The following is a 17664-nucleotide window of genomic DNA, read 5'->3' as shown; positions in this document are numbered from 1 at the left end:
ATATAACGAAATAAATGTAATATAATATAGCACAAATAAATTTATTCTGATATAATAATTTCAACCATCAAAAAAGTTGAGGGAGGCTTTACTGATGAAGGTAAGGATTGCAATAAACGGTTTCGGGAGGATAGGAAAAAACGCGTTGCGAATATGGCTGGAAGGCAAGAAAGCCGAGATAGAGGTGGTTGCCATCAACAGCACCAGCGGTCCAAGGCCCCATGCCCACCTTTTCAAATACGATTCCATTTACGGTGTTTTTCCCGGCAGTGTGGACGCATCCGATGATGCCCTGATAATAAATGGAAAATCCATTCCTTTTTTTGCCGAAAAAGACCCCGAAAAATTGCCCTGGGATGAACTGGGGGTGGACATGGTTATCGAATCCACGGGCAAACTCAAAAAACGCCAGGATGCGGCAAAACATTTGAAGGCCGGGGCTAAAAGAGTCATCATCACCGCTCCGGCCGAGGATGTTGACAGGACCGTAGTGATGGGTGTAAATGAAGGGGATTTTTCTCCTGAAAAAGATTTTATACTGTCTTCGGCGTCCTGCACCACCAATTGCCTTGCGCCGGTGGTCAAAGTGCTGGATAAAAACCTGAAAATAATCAACGGGTCACTGACGACGGTACACTCTTATACTGCCGACCAGCGGCTGGTGGATAAACCCCATAAAGACCTCAGACGGGCGAGAGGGGCGGCCATGTCCATAATTCCCACCACCACGGGGGCCGCTAAAGCCATAGGCCTTGTGATACCCCATCTTTCGGGGAAATTGAACGGCTGCGCCTTCAGGGTTCCCACTCCGGCGGTGTCGATAATAGACTTTGTGGCCAATGTGGCAAAACCCACTTCGAAGGAAGAGGTAAACAGTTTGTTAAAAGACGCATCTTCCGGGGAATTAAAAGGTATACTGGATTATACCGAGGAACCGCTGGTTTCCGCAGACTTTTTAAAAAATCCCCATTCTTCCATTGTCGACGGCCTTTCCACCATGGTCATCGACGACAGGGTGGTAAAAGTCCTGGCATGGTACGATAATGAATACGGCTACACCATGAGAGTTCTGGATCTGGCGGAGTACATCGGCAGGGTCTGCCGTGAATATGAAAAAAGGCGGAGCGATTGCCACTTTACAATGCGGTGATTTCTGGTAAAATAAATACAAAATTATGCGACGTTATCGCAATATATTCTGGATCTGGAGGGAAAACGGATGCGGATAAAGTTTAAGGACAAAACGCCCAATATTCACGAGACCTGTTTTGTAGCACCCACCGCCGATGTGATAGGCGATGTGACCATTGGAGAAAAATCAAGCGTATGGCACCGGGCGGTGCTGCGGGGCGATGTGAACAAAATAGAGGTGGGTTCGTATACCAATATCCAGGACGGCGCCATTGTTCACGTGGCGGGTGAATTTCCGGCGGTTATAGGGAGCAATGTCACCGTAGGCCACGGGGCCATAATCCACGGCTGCACCATAAAAGACAACGCCTTTATCGGCATGGGGGCCATTATCCTCGACGGGGCGGTGATTGGCGAGGGGGCATTAATCGGAGCGGGGGCTCTTGTCACCGAAGGCAAAGAAATTCCGCCCTACTCGCTTGCGGTGGGAGTTCCGGCAAAAGTGGTGAAGCAGCTTCCTGAAGAATACATAGAAATGGCCAGAAAACGGGCCGTAGAATATGCCGAACTTGCGGAGGAATATATGAAACAAAGCGAGTGACATTTTCACTGAGAAGTTTTAAGATGACATTATCATAAAATAACCACAAACCTGCAAAATTACATATTGACAAATGAAATATTATATACTATAATTCTTTCAACATAATTCAAGAATTTTTTCATGACCATAGGCCATGACAGGGGAAAGTAGAGGGATTCTCGATTTAAAGCGAGCCGGGAGGGTGAAAGCCGGTATGAAGGGATCCTTTGAAGTTCCCCCTGGAGCTGTCAGCTGAACGCCGGAAGGCAAGTAGGTGGGACCGGAGCTTCCGCCGTTAAAAGGGAGGGGGTATAAAGGCAGCATGTGCCTCGTACCCTTATAAAGAGTGGGCCTTTTATTCAGACAGGGCCAATTTGGGTGGTACCGCGGGAAACCTCTCGCCCCTTTTATAAGGGGGATGAGGGGTTTTTTTATATACTCAAAAGGTGGGATATGATATGGCTATCAGAATAGGATTTTTGGGTCCCGAAGGCACATTTACCGAAGAAGCGCTGGAAAAGTATCTCGCAATGGCCGGGGGTGGCTCAAGCTTCATAAAAATGCAATTTTCTTCCATACCGGAACTTATGTACGCCCTGAACGGGGAAATCGATATGGCCGTGGTTCCCGTGGAGAATTCCCTGGAAGGGTCGGTGAACATAACTCTCGATATGTTAATACACGAAGTGGAAGTCAAAATAAAGGGTGAAATCGTTTTGCCCATCAGGCAGAACCTTCTGGCCAAAGAGGAAATTCCTCTGGAGGCGGTGGAAACCGTATACTCACACCCCCAGGCCATTTTCCAGAGCCGGAAGTTTTTATCCGAGCATTTACCCCGGGCCGTAATAAAAGATACGCTGAGCACCTCCGAGGCGGCCCGCATCGTTTCGGAACTGGGCGGCAATGCCGCGGCCGTAGGAGGCCGTCGCCTTTGCCGGATCTACGGATTAAAGGTCCTGGCGGAGGATATCCAGGGATGTAAAAATAATATGACCCGGTTTTTTGTATTGTCCTCTTCTGATGAAAAGAGGACCGGGCGCGATAAAACAGCCATAGTTTTTTCAACGGAAAACCGGCCCGGCAGCCTTTTTAACAGCCTGAAAGTCTTCGCCGAACGGGGTTTAAATCTGACCAAGATAGAGTCAAGGCCTTCCAGAAGGACTCTGGGCGAATACGTGTTCTTCATGGAAGTGGAAGGCCACAGGGAAGATAATACTTTAAAAGAAGCTTTGGAAAAATTAAAATCTCATACCAACCATTTTAAAATATTGGGATCATATCCCGCAGGAAACTATTATCCTCTATATGCCGGAAGAGACCGAAATGCCTCAGGTTATCAGGCACAGCCGGTGGTAAAGGGTTATCCCCCTGCGGGGGGAGAAAGGGTTGGCTGACTGATTGAAAAAGTTCGCCGGCGCCGGCATAACCGGTGCTCTTCTGTTGTCATCTACATGCCCACATTGATTCGAGAGGAGCGATTCCCTTGATTATAGTAATGGAAAAAAACGCAACCCAAAAGAATATCGAAAATGTCTGTGAGGTGGTAAAAAATGCGGGACTTGGGGTTCATATATCACATGGAACCGATGTTACAATAATAGGGGTTATCGGCGACCGCAGGAAGCTTGCCGATAAGCCCATCGAACTGATGGACGGCGTGGAAAAAATAGTGCCCATAATGGAACCGTACAAACTGGCCAGCCGCACATTCCATCCGGAACGCACGGTGATAAAAGTCGGGGATGTGGAAATAGGAGGCGATGAGGTAATCCTCATGGCCGGCCCCTGTGCCGTGGAGAGCCGGCAGCAGCTTCTGGAGACTGCGGAAATCGTCAAAAAGGGCGGCGCCAAAATACTCCGGGGCGGGGCTTTCAAACCCAGGACCTCTCCCTATTCCTTCCAGGGGATGGGCGAAGAAGGCTTGAAGCTTCTGGCGGAAGCCCGGGAAAAGACCGGCCTCCCCGTGATCACCGAAGTGGTGGGAACCGATACGGTGGACGTTGTGGCCGAATATGCGGACATACTTCAAATCGGCGCCAGGAACATGCAGAACTTTCCCCTTCTGAAGGCCGTGGGGAAGACCGGCAAGCCGGTTATGCTCAAGCGGGGCCTTTCGGCCACCATTGAAGAATGGCTAAACGCCGCCGAATATATTATGAATGAAGGCAATTTCAACGTAATCCTCTGTGAGCGTGGTATAAGGACTTTTGAAACCATGACCAGAAATACGCTGGATATAAGTGCCGTTCCCATTGTAAAGCACTTAAGCCATCTTCCGGTAATTGTGGACCCCAGCCACGCCGCAGGCAACTGGCGCTGGGTTTGCCCTCTGGCCAGGGGTGCCGTGGCGGTGGGCGCCGACGGCCTGATAGTGGAGGTTCACCCCAACCCCAAAGAAGCCCTTTCCGACGGGCCGCAATCCCTGAACCCCGAAAAATTCATGGCTCTGTGCAGAGAAATAAACCAGGTCGCGGCTGTAAGCGGGAGGCGCTTTGCAGATGGAAATTAAAAAAGTCGCCGTGATGGGATTGGGGCTCATAGGGGGTTCTCTGGCCAAAGCTTTTAATAAGATGGGCGTTAAAGTCACGGGTTTTGACGTGGATGACGAGACACTGGCGCTGGCTAAAAACGACGGTGTGATAGACGGCTCGAGCGGAAATATACGTGATATTAAAGATGAAGAAAAACTCAAACAGGCCCTGAAAGATGTCAATCTCGTATTTCTCTGCGTGCCTGTTTTCGACATCGCTCCGGTGCTTCGCAGGGTAATGAACTGTATCCCAAAAGGAGCCATATTAACCGACACCGGCAGCGTGAAAAAGAGCGTTATAGATGCGGTGGAGCCGTTTCTTGCGCCGGGGGTGACCTTTATTGGGGGCCATCCCATGGCCGGTTCGGAACGCTCGGGCTACAGGTGGTCCAGGCCTGACCTGTTTATGGGCGCTTCTTATGTGATTACACCTACTTCAAGCACGGGGGCCGAAGAGCTCTGGACCCTTGTTCAGCTGGTGAGAGACCTGGGGGCCAGGCCCGTTCTGATGTCGCCGGAAGATCACGACCTGGCCGTGGCAGCCGTAAGTCATTTGCCGCAGGTGATTTCCACAACCCTCGTGAACACCGTGAAAAGGGTTCACCCGGGAGGCGATGTCATAAATGTGGCCGGCGGAGGCTGGAGGGACACCACCCGTATAGCGGCATCGGGCACGCGGATGTGGAGTGACATACTGATTGCCAACAAAGACCGGATACTGCCGCTCATTGCGGCCTTTAAAGAAGAACTTTCGATTCTCGAAACCGCCATTGAAAACTCCGATGAGCGCGGGATTGAGCAATTTTTCAATGCCGCACGGGAGTATAAGAATAATACCTGCAACCTGACTCGCCGCGCTGCGCTTGGAATGGAGGTGTAGTTTTGAATAGAATAATCAGGGGTCCTGTGAGCCTGAGGGGAGAGATTTTTGTACCCGGGGATAAGTCCATTTCCCACCGCTCTATAATGCTCGGTGCTATTGCCGAAGGTGTTACACAAATAGACGGTTTCCTTATGGCGGAAGACTGCCTTTCCACCATAAACTGCTTTAAGAAAATGGGGATCGAGATACATATATCCCGCAACCCATCCCCCCCTGCAGGGAATATGTCCCGCCCCTGCAAAACGGCGAAATACGGCAAATCTCTGTCAAACACCTCTGGTATAAAAGTGACGGTTTTTGGCAGGGGCCTTCGCGGCCTGAAAAAACCCGACGCTCCCCTTTACGTGGGTAATTCGGGGACCACCATAAGACTTTTATCGGGGATCCTGGCGGGGCAGAATTTTGAAGCGGAAATCACCGGCGACGAGTCAATACAAAAAAGGCCAATGGGCCGGGTGACGGAGCCTCTGAGGCTTATGGGGGCAAAAATTCAGGGAGCCGATGGGGGAAACAGAGCTCCTCTAAAAATACATGGCGCCCAACTTAAAGCCATCCGCTATAAACTCCCGGTGGCCAGCGCCCAGGTAAAATCCGCCATTCTACTGGCGGGCCTTTATGCCAGTGGGGAGACGGTCATAGAAGAGCCGCAAAAATCCCGGGACCACACGGAAATCATGTTGAAAGCCTTCGGTGCGGATATTGTCTGGCATGACAATGTCATTAGGCTTAACCCGGTGGAAAAGCTCACACCCCGGCAAATATCCGTACCCGGCGACATCTCCTCGGCGGCCTTTTTCATAGCAGGGGCCTGTATTCTGCCGGGGTCGGATGTGCTCATTAAAAACGTGGGGATAAATCCCACCCGCAGCGGCATAATCGAAGCTCTGCGGCGGATGGGAGCCGATATTCAGGTCACGGGCATGTTCGAAAGAAACGGGGAACCGGTGGCTGACATACATGTGAAAAGCGGCGGGCTCTCCGGCATAACCGTGGAGGGCGAAATCATTCCCAGGCTTATCGACGAAATCCCGGTCCTGGCCGTGGCAGCGGCCTTTGCCGAAGGCGTAACGGTTATAAAGGACGCGCAAGAGTTGAGAGTAAAAGAGAGCAACAGGATAGCGGCCATGGTGGAGGGCCTCTCGAGACTCGGCGCCCGCATAAAAGAAACCCGGGACGGCATGGAAATATTTGGCCCCTGCAGGCTGAGAGGTAACCGCGTCAGGAGCTTCGGCGACCACCGGGTGGCCATGGCGCTGGCTGTGGCCGGGGCCGGGGCCGAAGGAGAAACCTGCATCGAAGACGCCGGCTGTGTGAACATATCTTATCCCGGTTTCTTTGACACCCTCGAGAATCTGTCACGGTGACGGTTCCTGCGCCGTGCTGAAAAAAACATTCTTATGGAGGCTTTAAAGTGTGTGCTTTGGCTCTCTATGCATGGTAATAGACTTTTAAAGGTACAGCATTTGCTGTGCCTTTTTTTATGCGCTCCGGCAGTGAAAACTTTAAATTCCGGCTGCCGGTGGCATACCGGGAGCCGGAAGTCATGCCAGAAATCGTTGCTCCCTTGCCTTTCTTCCTCGAAAGACTGCTGGCACCGAAAGACACCGGACAAGGCAAAAGAAATATTCGGAAGAGTAAAATTTTTGCAAAAGAAGGATTTTTTAAATTTACGCCGAATATAATATGCTAAATGTTCTCTAAATGACTACATATGTTCACGGTACAAGGACATAGACCGGGCGATGTATTCTTGTTAACGCTAAATGTCTTCAGGGGAGGGAAAGCTATGGGGCTCATAGTTCAAAAATTCGGGGGAACATCGTTAAAAACCGCCGCCGGCAGGAAAGCGGCCCTGAATTACATCCTTTCGGCAAAAAGAGCGGGCAATGATGTGGTGGTTGTGGTCTCGGCCATGGGCCGAAAGGGGGATCCCTATGCCACAGACACATTGATAGAGCTTTTAAAACTTCATGGAGGAAGTGTTTGCCCGCGTAAAAAAGACCTTATTATGGCATGCGGAGAAATCATATCCGCCGCGGTCATGGCCTCTTACATAGAATCAAAAGGGATTCCGGCCGAGGCCATGACGGGTTTCCAGGCGGGGATTTTTACCAGCGGCGATTTCGGCAATGCCGATGTCATAAGGGTGGACCCGGCACCCATAATGGGGAAACTTAAGGAAGGCAAAGTGGTGGTTGTGGCTGGTTTCCAGGGTCAGACTGAAAAGGGGGAGATAACCACTCTGGGCCGCGGCGGAAGCGATACCACGGCTGTAGTGCTGGGAGGGTATTTAAAAGCCGACCTGGTGGAAATATACACCGACGTGCCTGGAGTGGCGGTTGCCGACCCGTGCATTGTGCCGGAAGCTCCTTACATCTCGCAAATTTCCTTTAAAGAAATGCTGGCCCTTTCGGAAAACGGGGCGAAGGTAATCCATCCCAGGGCGGTTAAAGCCGCAATGGATTTTAACATACCCGTCAGGATAAAATCCACTTTCGAAAGCGGGGAAGGGACCCTGTTGTGTGACGGCGAAAGCAGTTTGCCTGTATCGGGTATAGCCCTGCAGGAAGGCCTGGCGCTGGCGCTTTTCCGCAGGGATGAGGGATTTTCCGCGGAAGAGACCAAAAGGATTGAAGGCCTGGGTCAGCCCGTCGCTCTTCAAGGCGATGACAGGGCGGCGGGGCTGTTAATGCTTGAAGACAAAAAAACGTTGGCCGTAGATCTTGCCGGTATGCTAAAAGCGGACATCGAACTCAAAGAAAATCTGTCCAGGTTAACCGTAGTTTTTAATGAAAACGGTACCGTTGTTAACGCCGGTGCCATAGCCCGGCGAATTAAATCTATGCTCTCTTCTATAAAAATTCCCGCGGAGGCTTCCGGGAATCTGCAAAATCAATTTTTTGTGGCTGTACCGCGAGAGTTTTCTTACGAGGCGGTAAGAGCGGCATATAACGTTTTCTTTATCGAAGGGAAAAGGGAGGCTGTATAAAGTTTATTTTTAGCGAAGTCGCTTTTTCTACTGCGCCTTTGGCCGTCACGAACCGCCGGCTATGCGCTTCTGCACTAAAATTAAGCTGTTGATACTGTCCTTCGCCTCTGCTCCTGAATAATATATATAAAGACAAAGAAGAGGATTTTCGAGGAGGGGGGCAAATGAGGCAGACTTATCAACTGCAATGGGCAAGTAAAGACCTCGGCCAGGAAACAAGGGTTGCTCTCGGGGACGTAAACGGCGACGGCTCAGTAAATATTGTGGCAGGCACGTCCTCCGCCGTTTCGGGTAATTCTAATCTTTATGTTTTTAGATTTTCTGGGAAAGCCTACCATGAAATGGCCCGGGTTTCACTGGGGAGTGAAGACACGCGCTGTATAAAGGTTTGCGATATAGATCGGGACGGTAAAGACGAGATAATAATAGGCAGCGACAGGGGCATATTCATATACAAGATGAGGGGGAAGGAACTCATCAGGATAGCCGAATCCACATCGGTGGAAGGCGGAGTTATTTCCCTGGCGGTTGGGGATATTGACGGCGACGGAAGACCGGAAATAGTTGCGGCGGTAAAAGGCAGGGCAAGAATTTACATCTTACGCTTTGATGGAAAATTGGTTTTTGTAAAATCGGAATTGTTCAGAAATCCGGTATTCTGTGTAGCCACAGGCGATACCGACGGGGATGGTCATCTGGAAGTGGTGGTGAGGGAAGCCGGATACGGAGGCGGTGCGATTCACATAATGAGTTTTATGGGCGGCAAAAGGATGGAAAAATGGGGTGGTGGCGTCACAGGGGGCGGCAGGGCCTTTCTAACGGCGGCGGACCTTGATGGGGACGGCAGGACCGAAGTGATCTTTGACTGCAAAGACCGCAGGGTGCAGGTCCTCTGCCACAGGGGAGGCGCATACGATGTCATGTGGGAAAGCCACGATTTAGGTCAGGACCCGCGGGATACTGCGGTGTTTGATATAGACGGTGACGGGCAAAACGAGCTGGTGATAGTAGGCATAAGTTCTGTCCAAATTTTTGGCAGGCGCGGTAAGACCCTGGCCCTGGAATGGAATCATACCATCCCCAACGGTGTTATATGCGTCGCCGCCGGGGAGTTGAACCAGAGAGGTCTTGGAGAAATCGTCATAGGTACGGTTTACGGCTATATTTACGTTATGGAAGCCAGGAGGGACTTGCAGCGGGGCAAACTGTGGGTTGGCAAAATTCAGGCCATCATCCAGGATACGGTGGAGATTCCTCCCGGAAAGCCCGATGCGGCCAGGGGAATTGAAGCTTCAGCCAGGTTTTCCATAGATGAGGTCAAAGTTCTGTGGGATAAGGTGATTGTCGGCGGAGAAGTGACGGCAAAAATTTTGTATGTGGCCGCCCTGCCTTCGCAACCTGTCCACTTTTTTGAGGCCGGGTTCCCGTTTCTGGAGTTTGTCCATCTGTATGGTGCAGACCCGGGCCTGGAGGCGCTGGTGTTTTTCAAAGTGGAGCATATAAACGTGGATGTGATAAGCCCCAGAAGGATAAAAATCACCGTATTGTTTGAGATGATAGTTAAGCTGATAAAACCCCACTGGGACGATTGAATGTTCCGGCAAGCCCGCGGTATGGCCGCTTGAAAGCGGCCATACCCTTTACTTTTCACATGGTGGTTGTTGGGGTTTTGCTCATCTGCTCTATCTGTATAAGGCTGTCCTGGCACTTTGTTATGGAATCGAACATCTTGTTGATGGCCTGGCTCTGCAGGAGAGCGCTTTGAGCCTGGGCCATGGCGGAAATGGCCTGCTGCATGGATTGCACCACCTGCATGTCCATGGCCACCTGCTGCTCGTGACACTGTTTTTCCATCTGCTCTATGGTTTGCCTGTACTGTTTCGCATTCATCTGCAGGTTGGAAATTCCGAGCTGGGCCGCCTGCTGCAGCTGTTGAGCGCTGCTGTACAGATTTTCCAGGCGCCGGGCGTCCATCAGGCTGGTGGAAGCCTGGTTGAGAGTGCTCTGGATCTGCTGCTCCGAGGCCATCTGCTGTTCACGGGCGGAGTTAACCAGGCTTTCCACTTCTTTTGCAAATTGCTGGTGCTGAGCATTCTGGTATTGAATGTTGTTTTGCCCCCGCTGCTGATTCACAATTTCCTGGATCTGGTTTACCGTTTCGGTTCCAAGCCTTTCGCTAATTTCGCTCATTGTTTTGTCGGCTTTGCTCTTCTGGGTTATATCGTTCTTGTCGGCCACTTTTTTTCCTCCTCCACTTCAGTATTTCTTTTTTTAATATCTCCTTTTTTTAAACCTTCAATACGCGGAATAGCCTGCGGAAAAGAGGATAAAATAACATTGATAAAATTTATCTGGAGGAGGAATAACAAAAATGGCCAAAACAGTAATCGGAGTGTTCGACAGCAGGGAACAGGCCGAGAAAGCCGTATCGGAGATGCGCAATTCGGGCTTTGACATCAATGAAATATCCATCGTGGCAAAAGGAGGCCGGGGAGACGGTAATAACGGCAATGGCGATGAAGGCGGCGATGTTCTTGGGATGGGGACCGTGGCCGACGGCACCACCACCGGCGGGGTTCTGGGAGGCCTGGCTGGCCTGGCGCTGGGGGCTGGAGCACTGGCGGTACCAGGGCTTGGGCCCATTATTGCGGCCGGCCCCATAGCGGGGTTGCTTTCCGGAGCGGCCACCGGCGGAATAGCGGGAGGCCTTATTGACTGGGGAATTCCCGAAGAGCGGGGCAGGTACTATGAGGGAGAAGTTAAGAAGGGAAAAATGCTGGCGGCCGTAAGAGCCCATGATCAAAAGGTAAATACCGCCGCAGACATAATGAGAAAAAACGGCGCCAGAGATGTGGAAACCCATTAGAAGCGCTTTGCTTTAAACGGTCTGCATTTCAATTGCCTGAAATTTCTCGGTGCAAATTTTAATGTAATGGCATTTAAAAAAGCGGGTTAGCCCGCTTTTTTTGTCCTAAAATTGCACAGCACAAAAAACTGTAAAAGTGGCCATCGTATCGGTATAATATAATTGATTTCAGCGTGAAAACGCATCGATGCTGGTTCGTGGCGGCCGAGGATACCATGGACCGAATTCAAAGAGCTTCTTGGCTCGCCACAATACCCGCCTTCTGCGGCTACCCGTCAGGGGAGGCAAGCAGAAATACTCCGGCCGGCATTGAGCCAGGAGGTGGAACTGCCGGCTCAAGCCCTGCGGAGCTATGAGGCGCGGCCTTAGAACATCCGGCTGGAAGGTGAGGTGCCAGGCCGGCCCCGCCACCGGAGTCGGCTTTTTTATGCTGAAATCGTAATTGAATTTTTTTCATATAAAGGGGGGCAAAAAACTTGATATTGATTGCCACTGCCGGCTATGCCTATAAGGACTGGAAGGGTAAGTTTTACCCGGAGAACATCAAGGACAAAGATATGCTTTCCTTTTACAGCAAGGTTTTTCCCTTTACAGAGGTCAATTCCAGTTATTACAGTATGCCCAGCGCCTACATGTTTTACCACATGGCAAGGAAAACCCCGGAAGGCTTTCTGTTTGTGGTAAAGGCCTTCGGAGGAATGACCCATCATGGCGATTTGAGCGATACAACCGTCGGGAAGTTCAGGGATGCTCTTGCACCGCTGGTCGAGTCAAACCGCCTGGCTTGCGTCCTCGCGCAGTTTCCGTACAGCTTTCACAACAACGAGAAAAACCGGGATTATTTGAAAAAACTGAGGGAAAGGCTGCGAGATTTGCCGGTGGCTGTGGAGTTCAGGACCGATGACTGGTTGAGGCTTGAAATCATGAAACTGCTCAGGGAATACGACATGGCCTTTGTTTGCGTGGACGAACCTCAGATTAAAGGCCTGCTGCCTCCGGTGGCGGTGGCCACCGCTTCCATAGGGTATGTAAGGTTCCATGGGAGAAACGCCCAAAAGTGGTATAACCACCAGAAACCCTATGAACGCTACGATTATCTTTATTCCGAAGAGGAACTTTCCCAGTGGGTGCCCAAGATCAGAGAACTTTCCAAAAAGACTGAAGTCGTTTTTGTCGCCATGAACAATCATTTTAACGCTCAGGCCGTTTTAAATGCCAGGCAGCTTCAGGCTTTGCTGGAAATGGCGTGAAGCGGAAGCAAATTTTTTTATTGGGTCAATTTGCAAAAAACGGCTGCCGAATGTAGAAAAAATTTTAAGACGAAACAAGACCACCTTGCGGTAATATCAGAGGAATATTTCGCCGGGGGTGGGTCAATTTTTTTTGCCCCTGAAAAAATTTACACAGGCTGTAACAAAACTTTGACTAAAGAACAGCATTTAATACGAAATGACCCCGCTTGCTTTATTGAAAATAAATTAAATTTTGACAATATTATTTCATATCTTTCCAGAGCGGCTTCGGGTGCGCAGAAGGTTCACCAATAAGAAAAGACATAATATAAATATAAATATAAATATTCAAAAAAAAAAAAAAAAAAAAAGTAAAATAATAATTTTCTAAAAATAAAGAGGGATTTTTGTGAAATGTGTCGAATTATTAATCTCCGAATGCCAATTTTCTGGCGTTACTGATAATCAAAGCAGAGGAAATTTCTAAATTGGTCTCAAATCCGCCATCAATGAATGAATGTCTTCCAGTACATTGGTGATGGAAGAAATGACCTTACCGAAAAGGGCAAACTCGTCGAAAGGCGAGGACGCAAAGCCGCGGGCCTAAGTCCGTTTAAAGGATATGGCTGCCGGGTTGCCGTGGGAGTAAGCAAACTTATGATTTTTGATGATTCCTAACGGCCGCCCTCATGGCGGCCGTTAGCAATATATTCACAAAAGGAGGTGCAGAGCGGGTTTGGCTGACAGACCAGGGCGGATGCAGATGCTGCTTCGATTGACTTTGTTAAAGAAAAGGAGGGAAATTGTGTGGCCAGGCAGCTGGTAGTATTTGAACTGGCGGGTGAGCTTTACGGCCTGAATATATTTGACGTACGAGAAATAATCAGAGATACGCCTGCTACAAAAATACCAAGCGCGCCAAATTTTGTAGAGGGCATAGTAAATTTAAGGGGGAAGATAATACCGGTCATTGATCTGAAAGAACGCTTTGGGCTTGAAAAAGCGGATAAGACAAAAGATACCAGGATAATAATAACAAACATATCCGGCCAAGAAGCAGGGTTGGTGGTTGATTCCGTTGCAGAAGTGACCACTGTAGAAGAAAATTCTATTGAGCATGTTCCTGCTGTGGCCACTATAAACGCGGCTTTTGTAGATGGACTGGCCAGGAAGGACGATAAACTTATTATCATAATAAGACTTGACCTGCTGTTTGAAGCAAAAGAAAGAGAAATGATTGAACATATAGGCCAGAAAGGAACGGGATGGATAGCAGATACATAGAATTATACACATATGTTCAAAAAAATTAAATTTAAGCCGCTGAAGCAGATTGTTTAAGCATTTAGCTGGACTGTATTCTTCACCGGATAAAATTACCGACAATAAAATTTGAGGACGAATATTAGAAAGGGGGTACCGGTTGCCCAAAAGGATTGAATCTTTAACGAATCCGGGGCGACCGACGGAATGAAAAGATACACGGGAAGCTTGCGCGGTAGAATGACCGCTCTGTTCGGGTTAATAGTTCTTGTCGGATGTTTGATTCTGGCTTATATAAGCGAAAGCGAAGCCGGAAATGCATTGGGATGCGAAGCAAAAGATGCGATGCTTAAAGTGGCCAAGCAGGCCGCCGAAACCGTGAACAGTCGCGTTCAGGCCCGTATTTACGTAGTGGAAGGCATAGCCGCCAGAAATGTCATCCGGGGTATTCAGGGAGACCGTGAAGCTACAATGGAGGAAAAGATGAAAGCCCTGGAGGATGAGCAGAAAAGGGCGGAGAGCCTGGGATTCAAACGATTTGGAATCGTTGATAAAGCAGGGATTGCAGTTTATCCTGACGGCAGCACTGCCAATCTCGCGGACCGGGATTACTTCAAGGCGGCCCTGGAAGGCAAAACGTTTGTATACAGCACTATTGTCAGCAAAGTAGATAATTCGGTCGTGTTTGTTTATGCCGCACCTATACACCATTACGCCACCAATGAGATAACCGGTGTGCTGATAGGTATAGTGGATGCGGCAAAGTTCAGTGAGCTGGTGGAGGCAATCACTTATGGACGCACGGGATATGCCTTCGCAGTTGACGGCACGGGAAAGACAATTGCCCATAAAGAAGCGGAGAAAGTGACAGGCCAGGAGAATATCATCGAACTTGCCAAATCAAACCAGGCCTTAGCTCCTTTGGCAGCGGTAATTTCCAGGATGGCAAATGGCGAGGAAGGTATTGCCGCCTATACCTTCCAGGGGCAAGACAAATTAATAGCCTACGCTCCGATAAAGAGCACCGGCTGGTCTTTAGCCGTTACTGCTCCCAAAGCGGAGGTCCTGGCACGGCTGTCAGGCCTCAGGAGGTCTGTTTTTGTTGTGTCTATAATAATAATTCTAATTGCCCTGGTGCTGACTTTTGTCTTTGCAAGATCAATTACAACACCCTTAATCCTGGCGGTGGCTCATTTAGGTCAGGTAGCAAATGGCGACTTTACGCGGCCGGTTCCAGAGGTATTCCTGCGTAAAAAGGATGAGATAGGGAAGCTGGCCCAGGCAATTGACCGTCTGCAGGCGAACATCAAACCGCTGCTGGCGGATCTTAGAAACGACGCTAAAACCCTGGCCGGAAACTCCGAAACCTTAAGCGCAACCTCCGAAGAGATCGCCTCATCTTCCGGCGAAGTGGCGAACGCCATCCAGCAGGTAGCTTCGGGAGCTTCCGATCAAGCGGGTCATTTGCAGGAGATTGTGGACCTCGTAAAGAACATAACGACAAGTCTGGACAAAGTCTACGGCGAACTCAGTCGGGTTAAAACCAACAGCGAAGAGACTTCCCGACTGGCCGACACCGGAAAGAAGGAGCTGGACAGTCTCATAGTATCTATCAACGGTGCCCGTGAGGCTTTCAAGGTGGTGGTAGAAAGGCTCGATGTGCTTAAAGGTTCAGTCAGCCAGGTGGGAGAGATCCTGGATGTTATTAACGATATAGCGGACCAGACGAATTTGCTGGCCTTGAATGCTGCCATTGAAGCGGCGCGCGCCGGGGAAGCGGGCCGCGGCTTCGCGGTGGTGGCGGATGAAGTGCGCAAACTGGCAGAACAATCCCGCATATCTTCGGACAGGATAAGAGCTCTACTGAACAACATAACTTCAGAAACCGAAGAAGTGGTGGCCACCTCAGAAGAAGTATCGGAGCAGGTAACCAGCCAGCTGGAGAATGTAGAGCGCACCGTTAAGGCCTTTGACAATATACTCGATTCGGTAACAGCGATAGCGCCCATGATTGAAGCGACCTATCGTGAAGTAGACGGCACCGTGAAGGCGAAAGACGCAGTCCTGGACCGGGTCCAGAGCATAAGCTCAGTGGCGCAGGAGACTTCGGCTTCAGCGCAAGAGATATCGGCCTCTGCAGAAGAGCTTTCCGCCTCCACCCAAGAGATAGCCACCAATGCCCAGCAGGTCCTGGAAGTAGCCAAACGGCTGGAAGAGCAGGTGGAGCGCTTCAAGGTGTAGGGTTAGATGGCGCCTGGACGAAGGCCGGTTGCATTTATTCTACTGCTGACCGGCCTTCTCTGTTAAAACTACAATAACGCCTATATACACTTTGAAGGCAAACTCATACAGGGGCCAAAGCCGCTGGTCTGACGCCAAAGGGTTCAGGCTATGCAAAAAAATGGGTCTGCTTTTGATCGATACCACGCTTCTTCAAATACTGAAATAGTTTCAAAAAAGTATCTGTCGATGCCCAGAACACCCCCTGGCAGATGGATAAGCCTTAAAAAAACTTTACGCGACCAACATTTTCGACAAGCTTCCCCAAAAAACGGTTTTATGATATAATTATTGTAAATCAGTATATTATAACAGTTTAAACGTGGTTGTCAGCCGCCGACAGTGGAGGTATGCAAATTTTTCGGAAAAAGAGGAAATATTAATGTTTTATAGAATAAAATATTATATAGAAGATTTATTCAGGGGCTTTGGGGGGTATAAAAGATGCAGATGAATTACGGACTTTCGCTTTTGCAGACGCAAAAACTTGTCATGACCCCGGAACTGCGCCAGGCGATTACCATACTGCAACTGTCCTCGCTGGAACTTGATGAGTATATCGAACAGGAGATCTTAAATAATCCTTTGCTGGAAGTAAGCGAGGATGGGCCGAAACCGGATGAGACGTTCGACAAATTGCGCCAAAAAGATTCCGACAATATCGACTGGGAGGAATATTTCCAGGACTGCTCCGACCTGGACTTTATAAGATTTCCCAGAGAAAAGAGGGAAGAGGAAACGAGCTTTGAGAACTTCGTTTCTTCACCCCCCTCGCTGCAGGAGCACCTCATGATGCAACTGCACCTGTCAAACGTATCAAAAATAGGCTTTAAAATAGGAGAGTTTTTAATAGGAAATCTGGATAAAAGGGGATATCTGGCCATAAGCACCCGGGAAGCGGCGGAGCTTTTGAGGGTGCCTGAAGAGGAAGTGGAAAGGGTTTTAAAATTGATCCAGACCTTCGAACCGGCAGGAGTGGGTGCCCGCAATTTGAAGGAATGTCTTTTGATACAGGTGGAGCAGAAAAATATTGACAGCCCCAATATCCGGCGGCTCATCGAGAATCATCTTAAAGACCTGGCGGAAGCCCGTTACACGCGCATAGCCGAAGCTTTAAACATTACGCTGGCGGAAGTGCAGCGGCTGAAAGACCTCATCCTTACTCTCGACCCCAAGCCCGGGAGGAACTTTTCAGCAACCAATGATACGCAGTATATAGTCCCCGACGCGATAATACAAAAAGTGGGCGACGAATATGTGGTTGTGATGAACGACACCATAGCCCCGAGGCTTTCGATAAACCCTTATTACCGCTCGCTGCTGTATTCGGAGGACAAAGAATCAACGATATCAAAGTTCTTGGCCCATAAGCTCGATTCCGCACTGTGGCTGATCAAGAGCATTGAGCAGCGCCGCATAACGTTGAGCAAGGTGATAAAATCCATTGTGGATGTGCAGAGAGATTTTCTCGATTACGGTATTACCTGTTTGAAGCCGTTGACTCTCAAGCAGATAGCCGATAAAATAGGCGTACACGAATCCACCGTTTCGAGGGCCATAAGCGGTAAATACGTTCAAACTCCCCGGGGTCTGTTTGAATTGAAGTTTTTCTTCAAAAACGGTCTGGACAATGTTGACGGCTCTTCCATTTCGTCCGAGAGCATAAAGAAGATGATAAAAGAAATGGTGGCAGGGGAGGACCCGTATAACCCTTTAAGCGATCAGAAAATAGCTGATAATCTCAAAAAGAAAGGGATTGTGATTTCCAGGAGAACGGTGGCCAAGTACAGGGAGGAGACCGGAATTCCTTCATCGGCCAAGAGAAAAAGATACTGAGAAAATGTGACCATAAAAATTTTTTTTGCAGGCAGGAATTTGTTCAATGGTGTAGAAAATATCTAATAAGA

At 49.4% G+C, this 17664-nt stretch carries 14 protein-coding genes, 1 riboswitch and 1 other annotated feature; of the genes, 13 read left to right on the top strand and 1 reads right to left on the bottom strand.

The annotated features are described in order from the left end of the window. Positions 1-94: 94 nt before the first annotated feature. The 8 genes from gap to ACKX14_RS07085 all read left to right on the top strand — a co-directional run bounded on the left by gap (position 95) and on the right by ACKX14_RS07085 (position 9708). The gene (gene gap / locus ACKX14_RS07120) at positions 95-1150 is read left to right on the top strand and encodes a type I glyceraldehyde-3-phosphate dehydrogenase (protein ID WP_422446087.1); all 1056 of its coding nucleotides are present in this window, start codon (positions 95-97) and stop codon (positions 1148-1150) included. A gap of 69 nt (positions 1151-1219) precedes the next feature. Then, positions 1220-1732: a gamma carbonic anhydrase family protein gene (locus ACKX14_RS07115; RefSeq protein ID WP_422446085.1), complete on the top strand. Its 513-nt coding sequence runs from the start codon at positions 1220-1222 to the stop codon at positions 1730-1732. A 127-nt stretch (positions 1733-1859) separates the two neighbouring features. Then, positions 1860-2123, top strand: a binding site (T-box leader). A 49-nt stretch (positions 2124-2172) separates the two neighbouring features. Next, positions 2173-3108, top strand: coding sequence for a prephenate dehydratase (gene pheA, locus ACKX14_RS07110; RefSeq protein ID WP_422446083.1), 936 nt, complete (start codon positions 2173-2175; stop codon positions 3106-3108). A gap of 89 nt (positions 3109-3197) precedes the next feature. Continuing rightward, positions 3198-4223 (top strand): 3-deoxy-7-phosphoheptulonate synthase, encoded by a 1026-nt coding sequence (aroF, locus tag ACKX14_RS07105; RefSeq protein ID WP_422446081.1) that lies wholly within the window; start codon positions 3198-3200, stop codon positions 4221-4223. After that, a complete protein-coding gene (locus ACKX14_RS07100; protein ID WP_422446080.1) occupies positions 4213-5124 on the top strand; it encodes a prephenate dehydrogenase in 912 nt (303 codons plus the stop codon). Before aroF ends, ACKX14_RS07100 begins: the two co-directional genes overlap by 11 nt. A 2-nt stretch (positions 5125-5126) precedes the next feature. Continuing rightward, positions 5127-6491, top strand: coding sequence for a 3-phosphoshikimate 1-carboxyvinyltransferase (aroA, locus tag ACKX14_RS07095; protein ID WP_422446078.1), 1365 nt, complete (start codon positions 5127-5129; stop codon positions 6489-6491). A gap of 422 nt (positions 6492-6913) precedes the next feature. Further along, positions 6914-8116: an aspartate kinase gene (locus ACKX14_RS07090; protein ID WP_422446076.1), complete on the top strand. Its 1203-nt coding sequence runs from the start codon at positions 6914-6916 to the stop codon at positions 8114-8116. Between the two features lie 164 nt (positions 8117-8280). After that, positions 8281-9708: an FG-GAP-like repeat-containing protein gene (locus ACKX14_RS07085; protein WP_422446074.1), complete on the top strand. Its 1428-nt coding sequence runs from the start codon at positions 8281-8283 to the stop codon at positions 9706-9708. A gap of 55 nt (positions 9709-9763) precedes the next feature. Here ACKX14_RS07085 and ACKX14_RS07080 read toward each other — a convergent pair whose 3' ends face one another. Beyond that, on the bottom strand, positions 9764-10354 hold the full coding sequence (locus ACKX14_RS07080) for an exonuclease SbcC (RefSeq protein WP_422446072.1): 591 nt from the start codon (positions 10352-10354) through the stop codon (positions 9764-9766). A gap of 133 nt (positions 10355-10487) precedes the next feature. On the opposite strand from ACKX14_RS07080, the gene ACKX14_RS07075 reads away from it, so the two are divergent. The 5 genes from ACKX14_RS07075 (at position 10488) to rpoN (ending at position 17593) form a co-directional block, all read left to right on the top strand. Then, the gene (locus ACKX14_RS07075) at positions 10488-10982 is read left to right on the top strand and encodes a hypothetical protein (RefSeq protein ID WP_422446070.1); all 495 of its coding nucleotides are present in this window, start codon (positions 10488-10490) and stop codon (positions 10980-10982) included. Positions 10983-11458: 476 nt separating this feature from the next. Further along, positions 11459-12232: a DUF72 domain-containing protein gene (locus ACKX14_RS07070; RefSeq protein ID WP_422446068.1), complete on the top strand. Its 774-nt coding sequence runs from the start codon at positions 11459-11461 to the stop codon at positions 12230-12232. A gap of 536 nt (positions 12233-12768) precedes the next feature. Next, positions 12769-12856, top strand: a riboswitch (cyclic di-GMP riboswitch). A 165-nt stretch (positions 12857-13021) separates the two neighbouring features. Continuing rightward, positions 13022-13498, top strand: a complete 477-nt coding sequence (locus tag ACKX14_RS07065; protein ID WP_422446066.1) for a chemotaxis protein CheW — start codon at positions 13022-13024, stop codon at positions 13496-13498. Positions 13499-13684: 186 nt separating this feature from the next. Then, positions 13685-15718 (top strand): methyl-accepting chemotaxis protein, encoded by a 2034-nt coding sequence (locus ACKX14_RS07060; RefSeq protein WP_422446064.1) that lies wholly within the window; start codon positions 13685-13687, stop codon positions 15716-15718. Between the two features lie 483 nt (positions 15719-16201). Then, positions 16202-17593, top strand: a complete 1392-nt coding sequence (gene rpoN / locus ACKX14_RS07055) for an RNA polymerase factor sigma-54 (RefSeq protein ID WP_422446062.1) — start codon at positions 16202-16204, stop codon at positions 17591-17593. Positions 17594-17664 lie beyond the last annotated feature (71 nt).

Origin of the sequence: Thermorhabdus hydrogeniformans (genome assembly GCF_049310025.1) — a bacterium.
Lineage (GTDB): Bacteria > Bacillota > Thermosediminibacteria > Thermosediminibacterales > Tepidanaerobacteraceae > JBJYKD01.
The sequence above is the reverse complement of the archived record's forward strand: the minus strand, read 5'-3'. Positions and strand labels throughout refer to the sequence as shown.

Coding starts and splice junctions, on each gene's coding strand:
- ACKX14_RS07060 (WP_422446064.1), top strand. CDS start 13,685: ATGAAAAGATACACGGGAAGCTTGCGCGGTAGAATGACCGCTCTGTTC.
- gap (WP_422446087.1), top strand. CDS start 95: ATGAAGGTAAGGATTGCAATAAACGGTTTCGGGAGGATAGGAAAAAAC.
- pheA (WP_422446083.1), top strand. CDS start 2,173: ATGGCTATCAGAATAGGATTTTTGGGTCCCGAAGGCACATTTACCGAA.
- rpoN (WP_422446062.1), top strand. CDS start 16,202: ATGCAGATGAATTACGGACTTTCGCTTTTGCAGACGCAAAAACTTGTC.
- ACKX14_RS07075 (WP_422446070.1), top strand. CDS start 10,488: ATGGCCAAAACAGTAATCGGAGTGTTCGACAGCAGGGAACAGGCCGAG.
- ACKX14_RS07085 (WP_422446074.1), top strand. CDS start 8,281: ATGAGGCAGACTTATCAACTGCAATGGGCAAGTAAAGACCTCGGCCAG.
- ACKX14_RS07115 (WP_422446085.1), top strand. CDS start 1,220: ATGCGGATAAAGTTTAAGGACAAAACGCCCAATATTCACGAGACCTGT.
- ACKX14_RS07090 (WP_422446076.1), top strand. CDS start 6,914: ATGGGGCTCATAGTTCAAAAATTCGGGGGAACATCGTTAAAAACCGCC.
- ACKX14_RS07100 (WP_422446080.1), top strand. CDS start 4,213: ATGGAAATTAAAAAAGTCGCCGTGATGGGATTGGGGCTCATAGGGGGT.